General features: G+C 64.8%; 13 protein-coding genes. 6 read left to right on the top strand and 7 right to left on the bottom strand.

From position 1 onward, the window contains the following. Positions 1-37: 37 nt before the first annotated feature. A complete protein-coding gene (locus ACLFLU_RS10055) occupies positions 38-1,474 on the bottom strand; it encodes a lipopolysaccharide biosynthesis protein (protein WP_426412034.1) in 1,437 nt (478 codons plus the stop codon). 291 nt (positions 1,475-1,765) lie between these two features. Here ACLFLU_RS10055 and ACLFLU_RS10050 point away from each other — a divergent pair, with 291 nt between their 5' ends. Together ACLFLU_RS10050 and ACLFLU_RS10045 are read left to right on the top strand one after the other, a co-directional pair. After that, positions 1,766-2,854 carry a glycosyltransferase gene (locus ACLFLU_RS10050; protein ID WP_426412033.1) on the top strand — a complete coding sequence of 363 codons (1,089 nt, stop codon included), beginning with the start codon at positions 1,766-1,768 and terminating at the stop codon, positions 2,852-2,854. A 101-nt stretch (positions 2,855-2,955) separates the two neighbouring features. Next, positions 2,956-4,023 carry an endo-1,4-beta-xylanase gene (locus tag ACLFLU_RS10045; RefSeq protein WP_426412032.1) on the top strand — a complete coding sequence of 356 codons (1,068 nt, stop codon included), beginning with the start codon at positions 2,956-2,958 and terminating at the stop codon, positions 4,021-4,023. Between the two features lie 22 nt (positions 4,024-4,045). Here ACLFLU_RS10045 and ACLFLU_RS10040 read toward each other — a convergent pair whose 3' ends face one another. The 5 genes from ACLFLU_RS10040 to ACLFLU_RS10020 form a co-directional block, all read right to left on the bottom strand. After that, positions 4,046-4,996 carry a DUF6492 family protein gene (locus ACLFLU_RS10040; protein ID WP_426412031.1) on the bottom strand — a complete coding sequence of 317 codons (951 nt, stop codon included), beginning with the start codon at positions 4,994-4,996 and terminating at the stop codon, positions 4,046-4,048. A 104-nt stretch (positions 4,997-5,100) separates the two neighbouring features. Then, positions 5,101-5,703 (bottom strand): DUF6036 family nucleotidyltransferase, encoded by a 603-nt coding sequence (locus ACLFLU_RS10035; RefSeq protein ID WP_426412030.1) that lies wholly within the window; start codon positions 5,701-5,703, stop codon positions 5,101-5,103. After that, entirely contained in the window at positions 5,703-6,083 is a 381-nt protein-coding gene (locus ACLFLU_RS10030) for a hypothetical protein (RefSeq protein ID WP_426412029.1), read from the bottom strand. Before ACLFLU_RS10030 ends, ACLFLU_RS10035 begins: the two co-directional genes overlap by 1 nt. Positions 6,084-6,175: 92 nt before the next feature. Beyond that, entirely contained in the window at positions 6,176-6,967 is a 792-nt protein-coding gene (locus tag ACLFLU_RS10025; RefSeq protein ID WP_426412028.1) for a protein-L-isoaspartate O-methyltransferase family protein, read from the bottom strand. Beyond that, the gene (locus ACLFLU_RS10020) at positions 6,964-10,428 is read right to left on the bottom strand and encodes an ATP-binding protein (RefSeq protein WP_426412027.1); all 3,465 of its coding nucleotides are present in this window, start codon (positions 10,426-10,428) and stop codon (positions 6,964-6,966) included. The genes ACLFLU_RS10025 and ACLFLU_RS10020 overlap by 4 nt, the downstream gene beginning before the upstream one ends. Before the next feature lie 136 nt (positions 10,429-10,564). On the opposite strand from ACLFLU_RS10020, the gene ACLFLU_RS10015 reads away from it, so the two are divergent. From ACLFLU_RS10015 to ACLFLU_RS10000, 4 genes are all read left to right on the top strand, one after another. Beyond that, on the top strand, positions 10,565-17,002 hold the full coding sequence (locus tag ACLFLU_RS10015; RefSeq protein ID WP_426412026.1) for an amino acid adenylation domain-containing protein: 6,438 nt from the start codon (positions 10,565-10,567) through the stop codon (positions 17,000-17,002). Positions 17,003-17,147: 145 nt separating this feature from the next. After that, positions 17,148-17,309, top strand: coding sequence for a hypothetical protein (locus ACLFLU_RS10010; protein ID WP_426412025.1), 162 nt, complete (start codon positions 17,148-17,150; stop codon positions 17,307-17,309). A gap of 228 nt (positions 17,310-17,537) precedes the next feature. Continuing rightward, positions 17,538-18,269, top strand: coding sequence for a 4'-phosphopantetheinyl transferase family protein (locus ACLFLU_RS10005; protein ID WP_426412024.1), 732 nt, complete (start codon positions 17,538-17,540; stop codon positions 18,267-18,269). Beyond that, entirely contained in the window at positions 18,266-19,246 is a 981-nt protein-coding gene (locus ACLFLU_RS10000; protein ID WP_426412023.1) for an LLM class flavin-dependent oxidoreductase, read from the top strand. The genes ACLFLU_RS10005 and ACLFLU_RS10000 overlap by 4 nt, the downstream gene beginning before the upstream one ends. 153 nt (positions 19,247-19,399) lie before the next feature. On the opposite strand, the gene ACLFLU_RS09995 is transcribed toward ACLFLU_RS10000, so the two are convergent. Further along, a complete protein-coding gene (locus ACLFLU_RS09995) occupies positions 19,400-20,425 on the bottom strand; it encodes a histone deacetylase family protein (protein WP_426412022.1) in 1,026 nt (341 codons plus the stop codon). Between the last annotated feature and the right edge of the window lie 111 nt (positions 20,426-20,536).

Here is a 20,536-nt window from a genome sequence, read left to right as displayed (position 1 = left end):
CGACAAGGAATAGAACGCAAGGGGGAACTTGGGGCGGTTACACGCCCAGCGCTTTGCGGTTCAACGTCCGCAGGAAGCGCAGCGACAGCGTCCGCACATTCGCGACGTTCAGCAGCCACGCGGCGGCGACATAGGCGAGGCCGCCTGCAACGCTCACGATGATCAGCGCCACAATACCGGTGCCGTTGAGTTGCGACCGCGCAACGAGGATCGCGCCCGCCATCGCCGCGGCCGACGCGGCGACGCCGGCGAGCCGGTTGACGTCGAACGGCACCGGATGGGCGCGATGCATCAGCGCGACCGCGACGACGAAGCCGATCGCCTCGGTCGCGAGCGTCGCCAGTGCTGCGCCGTAGATGCCGTAACCTGCGACCAGCGCGAACATCAGCGCCACGCTCACGACCAGCGTGAGGAACGACTGCGCCGCCAGCATGAACGGCCGCTCGGCGAGCTGGAAGCTGATCTGCACGTAGAACTGATTGGCGATGCCAAAGAAGCGGGCTAGCACCAACGTCGGCAGCAGTGCCGACACGCCGGCGCGGAAATCGACACCAACGAGCGTACCGGCGACCTGGTCCGCCGCGAGTGCCAGCCAGATGGCGACGGGCGCGACGACGACAAGCAGCAATTCGAGGCTCTCGGTCAGCCGCTCCTGCGTCGTCTCGTTGTTCTTCTCCGACAGCGAGCGGAACACCAGCGGCACGGTGGCCGCGGCGACGCTGGAGGCGATCATGACCATGAACTGGCGCGGCAAGTCGGCGGCGACGCCGAAAATGCCGGCGGCATCCTTGCCGAGCAGCCAGGCGACGATGAGCCGATCGCTGGCCGAGTAGACCGCGACCGAAAGTCCGGCCAGGGTCAGCGGCAGGCCGTAGCGCGCCAGCTGCGTGAACTGGCTGCGTGAAAAGTGCGCGATCTTGGTGCGATCGCCGACGAGATTGAGAATGATGCCGGTCAGCGAGCCCAGGCCGAACGCCGCGAGCAGGCCCATGCCGCCCCAGCCGAGCCAGATCCCGAGCAGGCCGAAGCCAACGCTCGACACGCTGCGCACGATCGAGATCGCCGCGAAGCGATAGGGGCGCAGCTTGGCGCGCTCGAACTCCTGGCCGACATCGACCGCATTCGACATGATCGCGACGAACATGCTGGCCAGCACGAGCTCGACACTGACATCGCTGCGGAACAGGAACACCAGCGGGGTCGCGGCGCACATGGCGACGACCGTCAGCGCGAAGGCGACCATCGCCGTGCCGCGAAAATCGACCTCCGACGACATCGCCTGGTAGCGTGACACCGACAGCTTGATCCAGGCGAAGAAGATCGCCCCCAGAATTCCGGCAACGCTGATGCCGACGACATAGACGCCATACTCCGCCGGCGTCAGCAGCCGCGTGTAGGCGGTGACCGCGAAGAAGCCCACCGCCGCAGGCAGGATGTAGGCGACCAGGTAGATCGAGAAATGGCGATTCAGCATGCGTGCACGGGACCGGCGGCCTTGAAATCGAGTGGCCGTTAATCAGTTGGACCTTGGCTTGACGATCTAAAGGCTTGACGATCTAGAGGCTTGGCGATCGGACTGCGCCGCAGCATCTCCCAAGAATGTCACATAAGTCTGCAAATGGGCCCGCGAATGGGGCGGGCCCACCGGTTTCGCGCGTTAGCGTTAAATTTGCCCTGTCCTTGAACGGACCAACGCAATCACCGAAAAGAAACCATGATTTCAAGACGTCGCCCGGCTTTCTCTTAATGCGTGGACGTGACTGACATGGACGTTGCCGAGCGAATACAGGCTAACCCTGCCTCCCTGCCCCATGACGGGACGGATGCGTCCCTGGTCCCGGCCGCCCCCGCCGGCGGGGACGAGCGGATGACGCTGAACCTGTTCTTCGAGGAGCGGGACGACCGCTGGTTTCCCGGCGACCGCCACGTCCGGCCGCTGCTGCGGCGGATGCTGCTCGGAAAATCCTGGATCAGCGGCCAGCGGCGCGTGTTCCTCAATCTCTGTGCCGGGCTCGACAGGGTCGGTATCCGCTATCGCGTCAACGATTACGGCTACATCCGCAAGCACCCCGACGAGCTTGCCTGCATCATCGGGCGTCCCTTCGTGCTCGACTGGTTCGCCTGGCCAAACCCGCTTTTGCTCGGGGTCGCCATGTACAACCATCCCGTGGATGCACCGGAGCATCTGAAAGACCTGTACAAGAAGACGATTTTGGTGCCCTGCAGCTGGTATGCGCAGATGTGCCGGCCGTACTGGCCGCATGTCGAGGTCTGGCCGGTCGGCATCGAAACCGATTTGTGGACTGAGACCACAGCTGCGCAGAAGAGCGTCGATGTGCTGCTCTATGACAAGGTGCGTTGGGAGCACGAGCGCTACGCGAGCGAGCTGATCGAACCGATCCGCCGGCATCTCGAAGCGAGCGGCCGATCGGTCGAAGTGATCCGCTACGGCCATTACAAGGAAGACGACTACAAGGCCGCGCTGGCGCGTAGCCGCAGCATGGTCTTCCTCTGCGAGCACGAGAGCCAGGGCATCGCCTGCCAGCAGGCGCTCGCGTGCGGCGTGCCCGTGTTCGCGTGGAATCGCGGCGGGCCGTGGCAGGATCCGGAGTACTTTCCGGACAAGGTGAGATACGAAGGCGGCGTGTCCTCGGTGCCCTATTTCGACGCGCGTTGCGGTCGCACGTTCATCGACGCGAACGACTTCGTCTCCGGCTGGAGCAACTTCTGGTCGCAAGTCAGCGCGGGCGACTTCGCACCTCGCGATTATGTGATGGACAATCTGACGCTCGAAAAGGGCGCGCTTCACTACTACGGGATCGCTGAAGCGGCGATGCAGCGTCAGGCGCGCTGACAAGACTGTTCGCGACAATTAACCCAACAACAGGAAACCGCGGCGTCGCAATGCGCCGCTTGGTACATTGGCGCGTTGGTTCCGAAAGGACGGCCGCCACGGTGACGAAGCTCGACAGACGCGAATTCCTCCTCGGCAGCGCCGCGACGCTCGCAGCAGGCGCATCGGCGTCAGCACTTCCGGCGTCGAAACTTGCGCAGCGCCGTCCGGGCTATGGCGCCGCCGCCACGCTCTGGGACCTGCAGGCTGATCCGCGGCTCGGCGAGGCGATCAGCACCTATTGCACCCAGGTGGTGCCGGTGCTCGAACTGAAATGGCCGATGTTGCGGCCGGACGCGCACACTTTCGCCTTCGAGCGCGCCGACGCCATCTATGATTTCGCGCAAAAGAACGACCTGACCATGCGCGGCCACGCGCTCGCCTGGTATCACGACATTCCGGACTGGACCAAGCAGATCAAGGATTCTAAAGGCGTCGAGCGCGCCTACGTCGATCACATCAACACCGTCGTGTCCTATTACAAGGACAAGCTGACCTCGTGGGATGTCGTCAACGAGCCCATCCCCGACAATCCCAAAGGCGTCACCGACCGGCGCGACACGTTCTGGACCCAGCATCTCGGCGACCGCTGGATTCCGCTCGCCTTCCGCACCGCGACCGCAGCCGATCCGTACGTCAAGCTCGCGATCAACGAATACGATATCGAGTCGGCGAAGGACTCGTTCATCGCCAAGCGCGCCGCCTACCGCAACCTCATCATGAGTCTGCTCGACCAGGGCGTGCCGCTGCACGCGGTCGGGCTGCAATCGCATCTGCATGCCGAGCTCGAGATCGACACCCATGGGCTCGCCGAGTTCGTTACCGAGCTCCGTGCGTGGGGCCTCGAGGTGTATGTCACCGAGCTCGACGTCGACGATCAGAAGCTGACGGGAAGTCCTTCGGAGCGCGACGCCATCGTTGCCAAGCGTGTCGACGATCTGCTGACGGCGATCGCGACCAGCGGACCGGTGCGCTCGATCCTGACCTGGGGCATTTCCGATCGTTACAGCTGGATCAACGGCACCTTCGCCCGCAAGGACAAGCAGCCGAACCGTCCGCTACCGCTCGACGGCGAGTTCAAGCCGAAGCCGTTCATGGACGTCATCAGCAAGTTCACGAAGGACGTGTGAGGGCCAGTCTAGCGCGTCGGGTCTAACGCGTTTTGGGTGTCTCGAAAGCGGTCGTGTCTCCCATGTGGTCGGGAGACAGGCTGGGACCGAGGTGGTCGCGCGAATTCAGACGGAAGACGTCGCGGATGTCGTCGATCGAGGTCGACGAATAGGACTGGATGCAGAGCGCGACCTGCTCGGGCGATGCGGCGGCCATCATCGCTTCGATCGCCGCGCGATCGAGGCGGGTATCGTCCCAGTGCGAGACGGCGATGCTGTCTTCCGTCACCCGGTGTGCCGCCAGATGTTTCGGCGAGCTCGCGACGAAGTTTCCATACAGCAAGTACTCGGAGAATTTCTTCTTCCGGCACAGCGCCAAGGCCCAGCTCAGGCCCGTCGCCGATTTGATGGCGTCGGTCATCGCGCGCGCGGCGTCCTTGTCCCAGACCAGCGCGTTGCCGACATAGTCGTCTGCCGGGAACGAACGTTCCTTGACACCGAGAAGCTGATCGACGGTGCGGAGCCAAAGCACATGCAGGGGATGGTCGGCGTCGATCCCCTTGGGCGTGACGAACAGCGGCGTCTTCTCCGCGCCGGCATATTGGCCGACGTCGAACTCGCGGAAGAACAGATTGTCCGAGTCGAGAATGCAGACGCGCTGCTCGGGCGCATTGAGCACGCCCGCGATCTTCAGGATCTGCTGGATGTGCCAGCCGTGCACTGGCGACGACAGCAGCGACAACCAGACACGGCGATTGCTGATGAACTGGAGCGCCGGCGGCAGCGCCCAGAGCCATTTCGGCAGGTAACGCGAGGCCGGAACGATGACGCGCTTGTCGGACGCAAACCGTTCGAACAGCGGCACGTCCTCATCGTTAACGAGAACATAATGCCGCGTGTAACCCGTCAGCCAGGTGTCGATGCTCTCGCTGAGCAGCGAGAAGCGCTCGATATCCTTGGCATAACTGGCGGTCAGCAGGGCAACGGAATGCATGATGCGTGCTCAAATGGCCATTAGTCCGCAGTCATAGCCTCGCTGGGAGGGATGGAAAACTCACATTCCGAATCAAGGTAAAGTGAAACAGCGGATGAAGAAGATTAACCTTCGGGCTTCAAGCTTTTGACGTACGCAATCGCCCTCTCCGCGACAGCGGGATCAAGGTCGGTTTCGCGGATCCTTCGCTCGACAAGGGCCAGGTCCATCGGACGCTTCGTATGGATCGCGCTTACGAACCGCTTGTCTCTCTCATCCAGCCGGGCAAGTTTGGACACAACGAGGTCCTCTGGCGCAGGTGCCACCCCGGTCACAATCCGTCCCGCGACTTCGGTTTGCACACTGACTGCCCGGCCCTGCCAGCCTTTGGGAAGCTTTGCTGTCGTCTCGTCGACGCCATCGATGTAGAAGCCATGCGTGCGATGAAATTGGCTTTCCGATCCAAAGAGGCCGTCGATATGTTCCGACGCGATGGGCTGCACACCGTCGCGCGTGCGCTTCGCTTCGGTCAATTCCCAGATTCTCGCATTCGCTGGAAACGCGTCGATTTCCGGCGACTCTCTGGCGGCCTCAGGGGCGTCCGGCATAGAAGCCAGAATCGCCTGACTGCCCACGACAAACACAGTGTCGGTTTCGAATTCGTAAGCAAGAGCCCTGACGACCCTGAGCAGATCCTCCAAGGTACGCAGCGCGCCGGCCCCCGACATCAAGGCCCCCGCCAGGAAGCCGCGCGAGTGCCCAGGCCGCGCTCGACGACACGTCTGGCAGCTCTCCTCAATCGGATTCTTGCGTCATAGTCGCCGAAATGAACGTCTTCGACGAGGTAGAACGGGGACGAGTTGCGCAGCCTCACCATCTCGCGATCGCGACTGATCAGTTTCGACGCAAGTTCCCCAGTTGGAAGGGCAAGCAGTTCCTGCCACTCGCGCACGAAAGGCCAGTCGGTGAATTGGTCAGCCTGCCGCGTGTGAGCCGCCTTGGCCTTTTCCACCAAAGATGGGTCGTGACGAAGTCTCCGCGCAATCAGCCGATGCATCATCAGCTTCGCGGTGTCACCGACCACTCCCTCGTTCAATGAGTCACCCATCTGTTCATCCAGACCAAGCCGCAAATATAGACAACCCGCCGGGAACAAAACAGAGTGCAACTTCCCAATAGTTACCACTTTGCCCGGTCAGCTTAATCCGCCGGCAGCCCCTGCGCGATCCCGCGAAAGCGCAGCGGCGCCAGCGACGAGGCCCGCTGCCACCAGTCGGCGACGCGGTCGTCAAGCGCCGTCAGCCCGCGGCCCTGGCCGGGAAAGATCCGGATCTGCTGCACCGCCTCGGCCTCGAATCCCTTGCCCTTGCGCATGATCTTGAGCGCCGCACCTTCCCGGTCCCGCTGCGTCAATGGCACCAGCAGGCGGCCGCGCGGGCGGAGTGATTGAAGCCAGAGCGGATGCGGATGCGAGAAGCCGGCATGCACGATGATGACGTCGGCCGGCTCGCTGATATCGCGGCAGCCGTCGCCGTTGATAATCTCGACATTCCGATAGGCGCGAAGATGGGCGGCGGCACGCACCGCGAGCCGCTCGTCGCACTCGATCGCATGCACCCTGCCCTTCGGGCCTACGATCTCCGACAGGATCGCCGAGAAATAGCCGAGCCCACAACCGATCTGGACCACGCGGTCCTTGTCCCCGACGCCGAGCAGATCGATGAAATGCGCCCACAGGCTCGGCAGTCCGGTGTCGAGCTTGCGGCGTGCATCGATCGCAACCAGCACATTGTCGTAGAGATGGACCGGGTCGGCGTCGGGCGTCAGGCGATAGCTGCGGGCCGCCTCGCTCTTGATGCGCCAGGGCCCCCTCGCCAGAAAATCTTCACGCGGAATCGTCGCTAGCGCTGAGAGCAGTCGCGGTGAGGATATCCGCTCGCGCCTCGCAATCAGCTCGACGTAGCGCGCACGCGCGGCGGACAGATCGCTCATTTCGCCGGATCGGCCTGCTGACGGACGGGTGTGTCGCCACCGATCTCGTGCACGAGCTGCATGGCCAGCTTCAGGTCCGGCGTCAGGAATCCTTCGTTGAACTTGCCGACGATCGGCAGGAGCAACAAACTGGCGTGTTCACGCTTGCCTGCTTGGTGCGACAGCCGTGCGAGGCTGACGGCAGTTCTGAGCTCCCAGGACAAGGCGCCCTGCTTGCGCGCCGTCTCCAGCGACAGCTCGAACAAGTCTTCGGCCTCCTGCACCGAAGCCGGATTGCCGTCCGACAAGGTGATCTCACCCTGCAATCGATAGACCTCGGCGAGGTAGGAGTGATCGCCGGTCCGTCGTGCGGTCGCAAGCGCACCGTCCAGCGCGCGCAAGGCGGCGTCGCGCATGCCGACCTTGGCATAGGCCTCCGCGAGCAGGCAGCGGAACCAGCAGCCGGCGAGCCAGGAATCCATCGCCTCGTATTCGTCGAGGCCGAGCCGCATCTGGCTGATGCCTTCGTCGGCCTCGCCGAGCTGCGCCAGCGCCCAGCCGCGCAGGATCGCGGCCTGTTGCTTCCAGTGGAGGAAATTGTGCTCGGTGGCGATGATCATGGCGCGGTTGGCGTGGTCGCGCGTGCCCTCGATATCGCGTAGATGCTGGCAGAGATAGGCGCCGAACACCAATGCGAAAGCGAGCGAGAAAGGATGGCGGATCTTCTCCGCATGCAGGATCGCCTGCTCGCTGTGCTGGCGCGCCGCGTCGGGCCGGCCGAGGAACCAGAGGAGATAGCCGAGATAGGACAGCGAGACGACGCCGGGATCGGTGCCGTGCCGCTCCATCAGGTCGGAGTGCAAATCGGGGCTGTAGAGATTGATGCAGCGGTGCAGATGATGCTGCGCGGCGGCGAAGCGCCCGCGATAGAGCATGGTCATCGCGATCGAGCGGTGCGCCTCGATCAGATAGCCGGTCTGCTGCGCCGGTTCCGCCCGCTCCTTGAGCCGCTCGCGCTTGGCGAACTTCAAAAGCTCAACGCTGAGATCATGCGCGCGGGTGAGATCGGCGCGGATGAAATGACAGACCCATAGCCCGCGCGTCGCGGCAAAGGCCTTTTCGTCGTCATCGAGCTGCTGGCCGAGCTCGAGCGCGCGGATGTAGTTTTCCTCGACCTCCTGCACCGCGTAGCCCTTGGCGGCGATCAGCGCGTTGCCGAGCGCGATCCGCAGCTCGAGCTCCATCTCGTCGGCGCCCTGCATACGGGCATTGGCCTGCACGACGCTCAAGCCCCGGCGCAGATGGCCGATCGCCTCGAGATTGGCGCCGCTCTTGGCCGCCTGCTTGCCGGCTTTGAGCCAGAAGCTCGCCGCGCCCTCGCACTGGCCGGACTCCGTCAGATGGTGGGCGAGCAGCTCCGGCTCGCGCTCGGTCTTCTCCGGATACATCTCGGCGAGCACCTGCACGATGCTCGAATGCAGCTTGCGTCGCTCGCTGTGCAACAGGCTTGCATGCGCCGCATTCTGGATCATCACGTGCTTGAAGGAGTAGAGCGCGTCGGGCGGATGGCCGCGCCGCATAATCAGGCCCGCCTCCTCAAGGTGCGTCAGCGCCGCCTCGATCTGCTCCGCCGGCGTGTTGGCGACCGCATGCAGGGTCTCGTAGGAGAACTCGCGGCCGATGGTGGCGCCGATCTGCGCGATCCGCTTGAACGGACCCATCCGGTCCAGACGCGCCATCAGCGAGTCCGTCAACGTCGCCGGGATCGCGAGTTGCCGCCACGGGCCCGACAGCACGTAGCGGCCATGCCGCTCGGTCAGCAGGTTGGATTCGAGAACCGTCTTGGTCAGTTCCTCCAGGAACAGCGGCACGCCGTCGGTCTTGACGATGATCTCCTCGATGACCTCCTTGGGCAGCTCGCGCCCGGCGACCCGCTCGACCAGCGTCGTGCGCAACGGCCGGCTCAGCCGGTTCAGCACCAGTGTGGTGATATGCGAATGCGCGTTCCAGCTCGGCTGGAATTCGGAGCGCGCGGTGATGATCGCAAGGATCGGCCGGTTCTGCACCCGGTCGACCAGGAGATCGACCACCTCGCGCGAGGTCGGGTCGATCCAGTGCAGATCTTCAAAGGCGATCACCAGCGGCATCTCGCACGCGAGGCCCAGGAAGTGGCTCACCAGTGCCGCGACCGTCGCGTCCTTCTGCTGCTGCGGCGACAAATCGAGCGGCGGATAGCGCTCGCCGATCGGGATCGACAGCAGCGCGGCAAACAGCGGCGCCACCTGCTCGATATCACCGTGGGCGGCGACAATCGCATTCTCGAGGCTCGCCAGCGACAGCGCGGACACATCCTCGCGATCGAGGCCGAGAGAGAATTTGAGCTGCTCGACGAACGGATAGAAGGCCGTGGAGGTGTAGTAGGGCGAGCACTGGAACGACACCTGTCCGTGCCGGTCGCCTGCGATCCGCTCAAAAACCTCCTGGATGATGCGCGACTTGCCGATGCCGGGCTCTCCGAAATTGACGACGACCTGGCCGTCGTCCTCCTTGACCTGCTGCCAGCGCCCCATCAGCAGCGCGATCTCCTCCTCGCGGTTAACGAGCGGGGTCAGGCGCGTGCCCATGGCGGCCGCAAAGCGGGTCTCCACCCGCGTGGCGCGCACGACATGCCAGGCCTGGGTTTTCTCCGAGATGCCCTTCAGCGCGTGGGCGCCGAGATTGCGGTAATCGAACTTCCCCTTCAGCAACGACTGCGTCGAGGAGGAGATCACCACGCCGTTGGGCGGCGCCAGCGCCTGTAGACGTGCGGCCAGATTGACGGTTTCGCCGACCGCGGAATCACGCTCTTCGGTGCCCTGGCCAATCAGGTCGCCGACCACGACGAGGCCGGTCGCGATCCCGATGCGGACGGCGGGCGCGTGGCTGAGCGCGCCGCGCGGCTCGATCGCGCGCGCCGTCGAGAGCACCCGCACGATCTCGAGCCCGGCACGCACCGAGCGCTCGGCGTCGTCCTCATGCGCGGTCGGATAGCCGAAATAGACCAGAATGCCGTCGCCGACGAAGCGGGCGGCAAAGCCCTCGTAATGCTTGACCACGCGCACGCAGGTCTCGCGGAAGCTCGCGATCATGTCGCGCACGTCTTCCGGATCGAACTGGGCGGAGAGCGCGGTGGAATCGACCATGTCGCAGAACATGGTGGTGAGCTGACGCCGCTCGGCACCGACCTCGGTGCGGGTGGGCGGGCGCGCCAGCGCGGCCGGCGCCTCCGTCGTCTCGGCCTGGAACAGCGACGCGGTCGCCCGCTGCAGCCGCTTGCGATCGCCGAGCGGCAATCCGAGCTCGGCAAGATCAGCCTCGGTCAGGTCTCCCATGACATCGAGATCGAGGCGGTGTTGCGCGAAGAGATCGGTGTAGTGGCCGAGACCGATGCCTTCGAGCCAGCGCTTCAACCCGACTTCCGTCCCCGGCTCTTTCTCCAGCATGGTGATCCCGCCCCGACACTCTCCCCGCCGAAGGGCTTAAGGTCCCTCAACCACAGATTTTGGGCCCAAAACTTCACCTCAGACTGGACGCGTTCCCTAACTCTTGGGAAGAATAGCCCAATCAGATCAAAAGGGAATGGCGTTGTCGGAGATTGCATCCGGGACGGGAGAGGGATCGGCAGATGTGGGCGCCGAAACGCATACGTTTGTCCATATCGGCAGCCTTCTCGCCTTCCACGCGCGAACGACGCCGGCGGCGCCCGCCCTGCTCGCCCCCGGCCGGCCGCCGCTGACTTATGGCGCGCTCGGCGCGAGGATCGCGCATCTCGTCCAAACGCTGCGCGGGCTCGGCATTGCACCTGGCGACCGCATAGCTGTTGCACTGCCGCGCGGTGCCGACAGCGCGCTGGCTCTCATCGCGGTCGCATCAAGCTGTGCCTGCGTCCCGGTCAACCCGGACCTGACGGCGGATGAACTGCAACGCTATTTCAGCGAATTGAAGCTGACGGCGCTGGTCACCCGGGCCGATATGAACTCACCAAGTCGTGACGTCGCCAGGGCGCTCGACGTCGCGGTGATCGACTTCGTTCCGGGGCCTGAGACGGATCTCGGCGGCTGTGAGTTCATCGGCCCGACGGTCGGTCCGGCGAGCACAAGCGGCGCCGCGAATGCCGAGGATGATGCCTTCATCCTCCTGACATCGGGCACGGCGGCGCGGCCGAAAATGGTCCCGCTGACACATCGCAATGTATGTCTCTCCGCACAAAATGCCGGCCGCGTGCTGTCGCTCAGATCGCACGATCGCCTGCTGAATGCCCTGCCGCTGTTTCACGCCCATGGCCTGATCTCCGGTCTCCTGACTGCGCTCGCAGCGGGCTCCAGCGTGATCGCGACCGGCGGTTTCGACGCACCGTCCTTCTTCGGCTGGATGCGGGATCTGCGGCCGACCTGGTACACGGCGGTGCCGACCATTCATCGCGCGCTGCTGACGGCCGCGGAAGCCAACCCGGAGCGCGCCCGCGCGTCATCGCTGCGCGTGATCCGCTCGGCCTCGTCCTCGCTTGCGCCCGCGATCCTCAACGGGCTGGAGACGATGTTCGGCGTGCCCGTGCTGGAAACCTACGGCATGACGGAAGCGGCCTCGCAGATTGCCGCCAATCCGTTCGAGTTGCGCAAGATCGGATCGGTCGGCCGCGCCGCAGGTCCCGAGATCGTCATCATGGACGAGACCGGCCGCTTGCTTGCAAGCGGCGAGCGTGGCGAGATCATGCTGCGCGGACCGAACATGAGCCGCGGCTATTATAATGACGAGGCGGCGACGCAGGCCGCGTTTCGCGACGGCTGGTTCCGGACCGGCGATCTCGGCTATCTCGATACCGACGGCTATCTCTTCATCGTTGGCCGCATCAAGGACGTGATCAATCGCGGCGGCCAGAAGGTGTCCCCGCTGGAGGTGGAAGAGGTGCTGCTGGCCCACCCGGCAGTGCTGGAAGCCGGTGTCTTCGCCATTCCCCACGCAAAACTCGGCGAGAACGTCGCCGCAGTCGTGGTGCTGCGGGAAAACTCCGAGGCGACTTCCGACCAACTGCGCCAGTTTGCGCGTAAACGTCTCGCCGCCTACAAGGTGCCGAGCCTGATCCGCAGTGTGACGGCGCTGCCAAAAGGTGCCAGCGGCAAGGTCAAGCGCAACGCGCTGACCGAGCTGATTTCAGCGTCCCATGATGACGACGAGACGCAGCTGCCGCGCAATGCGCTGGAGACCCAGCTCGCGGAGATCTGGGCCAATCTTTTGGAGCTTCCGAGAGTAGGCGTCGATCAGGACGTCTTTGCACTCGGCGCGGACTCGCTCGCGGTCACGCAGATGCGTTCGCGCCTGCGCGAGCGCTTCAACGTCGACTTCTCGTTTGAGGACATTTTTGATTGCGCCACGGTCGGTGCTCTTGCGGCCCGGCTCGAGACCACAGCCCATCGCGATCCGACGCTGCCGGCATGGCGCCCGGAGGCTTCCGCAGGGGACGCGCCGCTGTCGTTCCAGCAGCAGCGGATGTATGTGCTCTCGCGGCTCGATCCGACGCGCTACAATTATAATGTGGTCGAGGTCGCGCTGCTCAAGGGCGAGATCGAGGTCACTGCGCTGCAGGCGAGCCTCGCTGCGATCTGCGCGCGCCATGAGGCGCTGCGCTCGGTCTTCGTCGAGCGCGAGGGCGAACCTGTGCAGCGCGCGCTTGAGGCACCGACGCGGTTTGAGCGGATCAAGCTAAGACCCTGCCCTCCGCACCGCCGAGCTGCGGTCGTCAGGCGCGAGGCGCTCAAGCTCGCGCAATATCCGTTCGATCTCGGCCGCGAGCCACCGCTGAAGGTCACGCTGCTTTCGTTCGACAAGTCCAGCCATGCGCTGGTGGTCAACGCCCATCACCTCGTCACCGATGGCTGGTCACAGCGGCTGTTCTGGGAGGCGCTCGCCGCCGGATACTCCGCCGCGCGCAAGGCGAGCGCGCCGATGCCGCCCTCGCCCGGCCTCCAATATCGCGACTTTGCGCGCTGGCAGCAGAGCTGGGCGCGGACACCAGTGGCGAAGGAGCAGCTCGACTATTGGCGGGCGCAGCTCGACGGCATCACCACGCTGCCGCTGCGGACCGACCGTCCGCGGCCGGAGATCTGGAGCGGTCACGGCGCCCGTCACTATTTCGAATTCTCAAAAACCCTTTCGGCCGACATTCGCGCGCTGAGCCAGGACCACGGCGTGACGCCGTTCATGACACTGCTCGCGGTGTTCCAGTGCCTGCTGTTCCGCCATACCGGGCACGAGGATGTCGCGACGGGCTCGCTGATCGCAAACCGTAACCAGATCGAGAGTGAGCGGCTGATCGGACTGTTTGCGAACACGCTGATCCTGCGCAACGATTTCGGGGGCGACCCGACCTTCGGCGAGGTGCTGCGGCGGGTGCGCCAGGTCACGCTCGATGCCTATCGCAACCAGGACCTTCCGATCGAGGAGGTCCTGCGCGCGTTGCAGATCGCGCGAAGGACGGACGGCAATCCGCTGTTCCGGATCATGTTCATCCTCCAGAATGCATCGATCGAGGCCGCGCGCTTCCCCGGCCTGTCGACGCGGCGACTGGAGATCGACCCGGAAGTCGCGCGCTTCGACATCACGCTCGAGCTGGTCGAGGCCGAAGGCCGCTTCACCGGCTTCTTCGAATACGCCACCGATCTGTTCGACGCGGTGACGATCGAGGGCATGGCGCATCAGTTCAAGATTCTGCTCAAGGCCGCCATCGCCAATCCCGAGCATCGCATCTCGCGTCTGCCGCTGCTCACCGACGCCGAACGCCGGCTGCTGCCGACGAAAGGCCGGCCGGCCAATTTCACCACGCGGGGCAATCTCTGCGAACGCTTCGAGCGGCAGGCGAAGAAGACGCCGAACGCCGTGGCGATATCCGACGGACGTCTGTCCCTGAGCTATCGTGAACTGGCGCGCCGCAGCCAGGCGATTGCGCGCTGGCTCACGCGCGAAGGGGTCGGTGCGGAGACTGTGGTCGCGCTGCTTGCCGATCGCGGGCCCGACCTGCTCGCGGCGATGATCGCGGTGCAACGCGCGGGCGCGGCCTTCCTCAACCTCGATCCCGAGCAGCCACCGGCGAGACTCTCAACCATCCTCGGATCAAGCTGCGCCAACGTGCTGCTGACAGGGCGCGCTCAATCCGCCATGGTCGACGCGCTGCTCGAGCCGCTGGTCGCGCGCGTCCAGGTCGCCGAGTTCGAGGACGCAATCGCGCTGGAATCGACCAAGCCCGCCCGTGCGGCGCGGCGAGCAAGCGCGAGCCTTGCCTACCTCATCTATACGTCTGGCTCTTCCGGCGCGCCGAAGGGGGTCATGATCGAGCAGCGCGGGCTGTCGAACCATCTGGCCTCGCTCATCGCCGAGCTCGGCCTCACGAGCAAGGACGTGATCGCGCAGACCGCACCGCAGAGCTTTGTGATCTCGGTCTGGCAATTCCTCGCCGCTCCGATGGTCGGCGCACGCGTCCATGTCTGCGGCAATTCGGTCGTGCAGGACCCGATGCTGCTGGCGCGGGAGATCGAACGCGAGGGCATCACGGTGCTTGAGATCGTCCCCTCGCTGCTTCGCGTGATCCTCGAACGCCTCGACGAGGCGCCGATGCTGCGCGCCTTTGCGAGGCTGCGGCTCTTGATCTCGACCGGCGAGCCGCTGCCGATCGAGCTCTGCCGCGCCTGGTTTGCCCGCTGCCCGAAAGTGCCGCTGATCAACGCCTACGGCGCCTCGGAATGTTCTGACGACGTCTCCCTGCACCGGCTGACCAGGGCGCCAGACACGACGACGAGCAATGTCCCGGTCGGCACACCGCTACCCAACACCCAGCTCTATGTGCTCGATCCGAATCTGGAGCCGCAGCCGATCGGCGTGGTCGGCGAACTCTGCATCGGTGGCGCCGGCGTCGGCCGCGGCTATGTCAACGATCCCGCGCAAAGCCGGCAGCGCTTCATCCCCGATCCGTTCGCGCGCCAGCAAGGCGCGCGGCTGTACCGCACCGGCGACCTCGCGCGCCGCCGCGCCGACGGGACGATCGAATGCCTCGGCCGCGCCGACCTTCAGGTCAAGGTCCGCGGCTATCGCATCGAGCTCAAGGAGATCGAGGCTGCGCTTGGCGACCACGCAAGCCTCCGCGCCGGCATCGTCGAGCCGCGCCGCGATGCTAGTGGCGATGTCAGACTGATCGCCCATGTCGTTGCCAAGGCCGGCAGCCAGATCAGCGCCAGCGAGCTGCGCGACTTCCTCAAGAGCCGGCTGCCTGTTCATGCGATCCCGTCGGCCTTCCTGTTCCTGGATCAGGTTCCGCTCAATGCCCATGGCAAGCTCGATCGCTCCGCCCTGCTGGCGCCCGCGCAGCAGGAGAGCGCGGAGGCGGAAGCCGCCGTGCCGGCCCGCCGCTTCACCGAAAAGGTGCTGTCCGATATCTGGATCGATCTGCTGAAGGTCGAGAGCCTCGGCGTCACCGACAATTTCTTCGACCTCGGCGGCCATTCGCTGCTGGCCGGCCAGGCAATGGCGCGCGTGGCCCGTGCGCTCGGGGTGTCGCTTCCGATCAAGACCATCTTCGAGGCGCCGACGATCGAGGAGCTCGCCCGACGGGTCGACGAGGCCGTGGCCACGAAACCGCAAAAGCCCGCAGCCGGGTTGCCACGCCTGGCCGACAACGGGCCGCCCACGCTGTCGATCGCGCAGGATCAGATGATGCGAATCGAGCAGAACCTGCCCGATCTGCCGCTGTTCAACCTGCCCTTCGCTTTCCACCTCGAAGGCCCGATCGATCCGCGTACGCTGGCACAGGCCATCGACGATATCGCGCGCCGCCACGAATCGCTGCGCACGGCGTTCGGCTGGAACGGCAAGGAGCCGGCCAGCCGCATCATCGCACCCGCCGCGCTCGGTCCGGTCCTGACCGTCGAGACCATCGGCGACGGGCGGCCTCACAACAACAAGCGCCGCAAGGCGCTCGAGCTCAGGAAGATCGAGCTCCTGATCTCGCAGGAGACCTATACCCCGGTCGACGCCGCCCGCGCCCCGCTGCTACGGGCACGGCTGCTGCGGCTGCACGCCGAGGACCACATCCTGCTGCTGACGCTGCATCATGCCATTGCCGATGGCTGGTCGATCGGCGTGCTGTTCGAGGAACTGTCCAACCGCTACGCCGCGCTAGCAGGCCATCCGTCGGCGCCCTTGCCAAAAATGCCGCCGGCGTTCTCCGACGTCGCACGCTGGCAGCGCTGGTGGTGCGGCACCGAGGCGGCCCGCCGCCAGGCCGCCGACTGGACCGAAACTTTGCGCGGTTCAGCGCCCCTGTTTGACGGCGAAGCACGGCCGGGCGCGTCGACCGGCCATCATCCGCTCAGCCTGGAGCGCGACCTGGTTGCCCGGCTCACCGCCTATGCGCGCCAGCACAACGCCACTCTATTCATGTGCCTGCTCACCGGCCTCAAGGCCCTGCTGCTGGCGCGGACCGGACGCATGGACATCTCGGTCGCGACCGCCATGGCCAATCGCGCCCAGCCGGACACCGAGGGGATCGTGGGTCCGTTCGAGAACACGGTGATCGTCCGCAGCCGAATCACGCCGGATCTGTCGTTCACGCAGGCCTTGGGCCGTGTGCGCCAAAGCGTGCTCGAGGCGCATGCCCGGCAGGAGCTGCCGTTCAACATTCTGGCCGACCATCTTGAGCAGGAGGGCATCGACCCGGCTTCGCTGCTCCAGGTCTATTTCACTCTGCAAAATCCGCTGCGCCAGCCGCTCGACCTGCCCGATGTCGCGGTGCGATCGATCGGAAATGTCGCGCGCGAGGGCCAGCCGGTGCTGCCGGTCGACCAGACCTGGCTCTCGCTGATGCTCAAGGAGCGCCCGACCGGGATCACAGGCTCGTGCAACTACAAGGGCGAGCTGCTCGACGGCGCCATGGTCGGCGCGTGGATGGAGGATCTCGTCGCGCTGCTGGCGGCGGCCATGACCCAGCCCAACACGCCGCTCGACAGGTTGCTCGCCCGCCGGGCGGCATGACCGGCTGTTAGCCCACGCCGAACGTGGGTTCGCTCGCCGAAGCTGTGAATGATCAAGTTGCATCTTGATTCTTTGGCACTTGCCGCGCAAGATTATTCCCGCGTTTTTGATTTGGACGATTATTTTCAACCGGGGGAGTGTCATTATGGGTTTCATCAAATTTACCAAGGGTACCTCGCTGAGCGACAAGGACCGGAAGGCCCTGCAAAGGCTTCTCTCCGATGAGAAGAAGAAGCTCCAGTCCGCGCTGAAGGACGTCGACGCCAGCCTTTCGATGCTTGGCAAGAAGGCCAAGAAGAAAAAGTAAGACTCGTCGGCCGGGACGCCGCACGAATCTTGAATTTCATTTCCAAATTTTGGCCGCTCGCTCGTCGAGTTGGGGTCTCGCACAAGCTTGCGCCTGTAAACCGGCCAGCAATCGACAAGAATTTGCCTGGGTGGGCCGCTAGAAGCGGTCTGCTCAGTTACTTCCTGTTCGGTTGATTCTTCGGTCAGGGCCGGATTTGGCCTCCGCCTGACGCTATGGGCCCAATTGATGGCAGACGACGAAATTGAACTGTTTGTCGGACTGATCGAGAGCATCGACACGCCGGGCGCGGTCGAGGCGTGCCGGCGACTGCTCTCGGTCGACGAACGGATACGCGCCGACCGCTTCATGTTCGAGCGGCATCAGCGGCAATATATCTTCGCGCACGCGATGTTGCGCATGGCGCTCTCGCACGCGGCCCCCGAGGTCGAACCGACCGACTGGTCGTTTTCGACCGGCCGCTACGGACGGCCCTTTATCGCGGCGCCTGCGACGTCGACGGCACTGCATTTCAACCTGTCCCATGCCGACGGCTGCGTGGCCTGCGTCGTGTCGAAGCACGAGACCGTCGGCGTCGACGTCGAGACCGTGTCGCGCCGCGTCGCACCACTTTCCACCGCGCTTCGCTTCTTTGCGCCGGAGGAAGTCGAGACGCTGCGCGGACTGCCGGAGCCGGCCGCGATCGAGCGCTTCTTCGACTATTGGACGCTGAAGGAAGCCTATCTGAAAGCCAGGGGTTTTGGGCTCAACCTGCCGCTCGACGCGTTCGCGATGCAGGTGTCGCGCGAGGCGATCGAGATCCGCTTCAAGCCCGATATCTCCGACGATCCCGCGGGCTGGCGCTTCTCGCTGTGCTCGCCCTCGCCGTCGCATCGCCTGGCGATCGCCGACGGCTCGCGCGCGGCCGGCGGCCTTCGCATCACCCGCAACGCCTGGCCGCTCCAGGAAGCGGCGGAATGATGCCGGCGCGGCTGCGCCTCTTTCCCGCGATTTCGCGCAACCGCGATCCCCAAAAATATGTCGGCGAGCTGATGCGGGTTGCGGAGTTCGCCGACCGCAACGGCTTCGAAGGCATTCTGCTGTTCGAAGGCAACGACGTCTTCGTCGAGCCCTGGGCGATGGCCCAGCACATCCTGGCGGCGACGACGCGATCTTCGCCGCTGATTGCCGTCAATCCGGTCTACATGCACCCGTTCACGGCGGCGAAGTTCGTGTCGTCCTTTGCGCAGCTCTACGGCCGCAAAATCTATCTCAACATGATCACGGGAACCGCGATCAGCGATTTGCAGGGGCTGGGCGATGAGCAGTCGCATGCCGACCGCTATGTCCGGCTCGGCGAGTTCGTTGCGCTGATGCGCCAGCTGCTCGCGAGCCCGCGCCCTGTCAATCTCGAGGGCCGGTTCTATCGCGTCAGCAATCTGCAACTCCTGCCGCGCCTGCCGGCCGAGCTGATGCCGGAATTCCTGATCGCAGGCCAGTCGGAGGCGGCGCAGCGCGTCGCAGCGGAGACCGGATGCATCAAGATGCAGATGCTGCCGCCCGACCTCGATCGCGGTCTCAACGCCCCCGGAATGAATTTCGGCATCTTCGCGCGCGAGCACCGCGAGGAGGCGCGGCAGGCGGCGAAGGCCCGCTTCCGCGACAACCCTGATGACCGCGAGCTGCTCGCGCTCACGGTGGAGAACTCCGATTCCGTCTGGAAGCGGCGCCTGTATGAAGGCCAGAGCGGAGAGCTCCAGGACAATGGCTATTGGCTGCTGCCGTATCTCACCTTCCAGGCCGACTGCCCCTACCTCGTCGGCAGCTATGCCGAGATCGGCGCGAAGCTGAAGGAATTTGCGGCGAAGGGCCTGACCACGGTCATGCTCGACATGGTCGCGGACGAGACCGAGATGCAGCACGTCTGCAAGGCGCTGAAGGCGAGCGGGATGTTTTGAAGGTGCCGGTTCTCCCTCGCCCCGTTCTTACGGGGAGAGGGTCGGGGTGAGGGGCCTCTCTCCCCACGCGAGACTGTCGATAGACCTGTACCCCCTCACCCGGATCGCAAGAGCGATCCGACCTCTCCCCGCAAGCGGGGAGAGGTAGATATCTCACCGCGCCTCTTCGAATCCTGCCAGCACTGACGTCAGGTTGGCGCCCAGGATATCCGAGAGATAGCCTCCCTCCTGCACGAAGACCGTCGGCAGGCCCATTTTCGCGATGGCCTGGCCGATGCGGCGGAAGCCCGGCGTGGTGACGGCGAGGCCCTTCAACGGATCGTGCTCGGAGGCGTCCAAGCCGAGCGCGATCACGAGCACACCGGGCGCGAAGGATTCGATCGCCCTGCGCGCGATATCCATCGCCTGGATGTAGCCGTCATCGCCGGTGCCGATCGCCAGCGGGATGTTGAGATTGGTGCCGAGGCCTGGACCTTCGCCGCGCTCATGCGCATAGCCCCATACATAGGGATAATACGCGACCGGATCGGCGTGGATCGAGACCGTGTAGACGTCCGGTCGCGCGTAGAAGATGCCTTGCGTGCCGTTGCCGTGATGAACGTCGACGTCGAGGATGACGACGCGCTCATGCTTGAGCCGCAGATGCGCCGCGGCAATCGCGCTGTTGTTGAGGAAGCAGAAGCCGCCGGCCATGTCGCGATAGGCGTGATGACCAGGCGGACGGCACAGCGCGTAGGTCGCGTCCTCGCCGTCCATCACCATCTGCGCGGCCGTGACCGCGACGTCTGTCGCGGCGCAGGCCGCGGCCCAGGTGCCCGGGCCGATCGGTGCGGCAGTATCGGCGGTGTGCCAGCCGAGCTTGCCGACGATGTGCGTCGGATAGGTCGCGGCATGGCGCACGGGATGAATGTTGCCGATCATCTCCGGACCGGAATCGCCAAGCGCCGTCCAGGCGTCCCAGGCTTCGCTCAGGAACGACAGATATTCCGGGCTGTGAATGCGTGCACGTGGGCCCTGGCCGAATGTCGTCGGCTCAACCAGTTGATGCTTGCCGTCCTTCAGCCCCTTCAGCAGGCGGTCGGCGCGCTCGGGCTGCTCGGTGGTGCGCTTGACGACGCCGCGAACCAGGAAGAATTGAGGATCGTGACTGCGGTGCAGTTCGGTATGGACGGCTTTCACTCAACACTCCGTGGTCGCATGCTTCATCGGTGCCCGAAGATGTCTAGATCTCTGCGGCGGCCAGATGCAAGCAAGAAGAATGCCGCCTTCGCGCCGCCGCCCTGCGTCAAG

Source organism: Bradyrhizobium ganzhouense (genome assembly GCF_049949285.1).
Classification (GTDB): Bacteria; Pseudomonadota; Alphaproteobacteria; order Rhizobiales; family Xanthobacteraceae; genus Bradyrhizobium; species Bradyrhizobium ganzhouense.
This window is presented reverse-complemented; position numbering and strand designations above follow the sequence as displayed.

Excerpts from the sequence above, each read along its gene's own strand:
- ACLFLU_RS10005 (WP_426412024.1), top strand. The coding sequence starts at position 17,538 with ATGGCAGACGACGAAATTGAACTGTTTGTCGGACTGATCGAGAGCATC.
- ACLFLU_RS10010 (WP_426412025.1), top strand. The coding sequence starts at position 17,148 with ATGGGTTTCATCAAATTTACCAAGGGTACCTCGCTGAGCGACAAGGAC.
- ACLFLU_RS10015 (WP_426412026.1), top strand. The coding sequence starts at position 10,565 with ATGGCGTTGTCGGAGATTGCATCCGGGACGGGAGAGGGATCGGCAGAT.
- ACLFLU_RS10055 (WP_426412034.1), bottom strand. The coding sequence starts at position 1,474 with ATGCTGAATCGCCATTTCTCGATCTACCTGGTCGCCTACATCCTGCCT.
- ACLFLU_RS10050 (WP_426412033.1), top strand. The coding sequence starts at position 1,766 with ATGGACGTTGCCGAGCGAATACAGGCTAACCCTGCCTCCCTGCCCCAT.
- ACLFLU_RS10020 (WP_426412027.1), bottom strand. The coding sequence starts at position 10,428 with ATGCTGGAGAAAGAGCCGGGGACGGAAGTCGGGTTGAAGCGCTGGCTC.
- ACLFLU_RS10025 (WP_426412028.1), bottom strand. The coding sequence starts at position 6,967 with ATGAGCGATCTGTCCGCCGCGCGTGCGCGCTACGTCGAGCTGATTGCG.
- ACLFLU_RS10035 (WP_426412030.1), bottom strand. The coding sequence starts at position 5,703 with ATGTCGGGGGCCGGCGCGCTGCGTACCTTGGAGGATCTGCTCAGGGTC.
- ACLFLU_RS10040 (WP_426412031.1), bottom strand. The coding sequence starts at position 4,996 with ATGCATTCCGTTGCCCTGCTGACCGCCAGTTATGCCAAGGATATCGAG.
- ACLFLU_RS10000 (WP_426412023.1), top strand. The coding sequence starts at position 18,266 with ATGATGCCGGCGCGGCTGCGCCTCTTTCCCGCGATTTCGCGCAACCGC.
- ACLFLU_RS10030 (WP_426412029.1), bottom strand. The coding sequence starts at position 6,083 with ATGGGTGACTCATTGAACGAGGGAGTGGTCGGTGACACCGCGAAGCTG.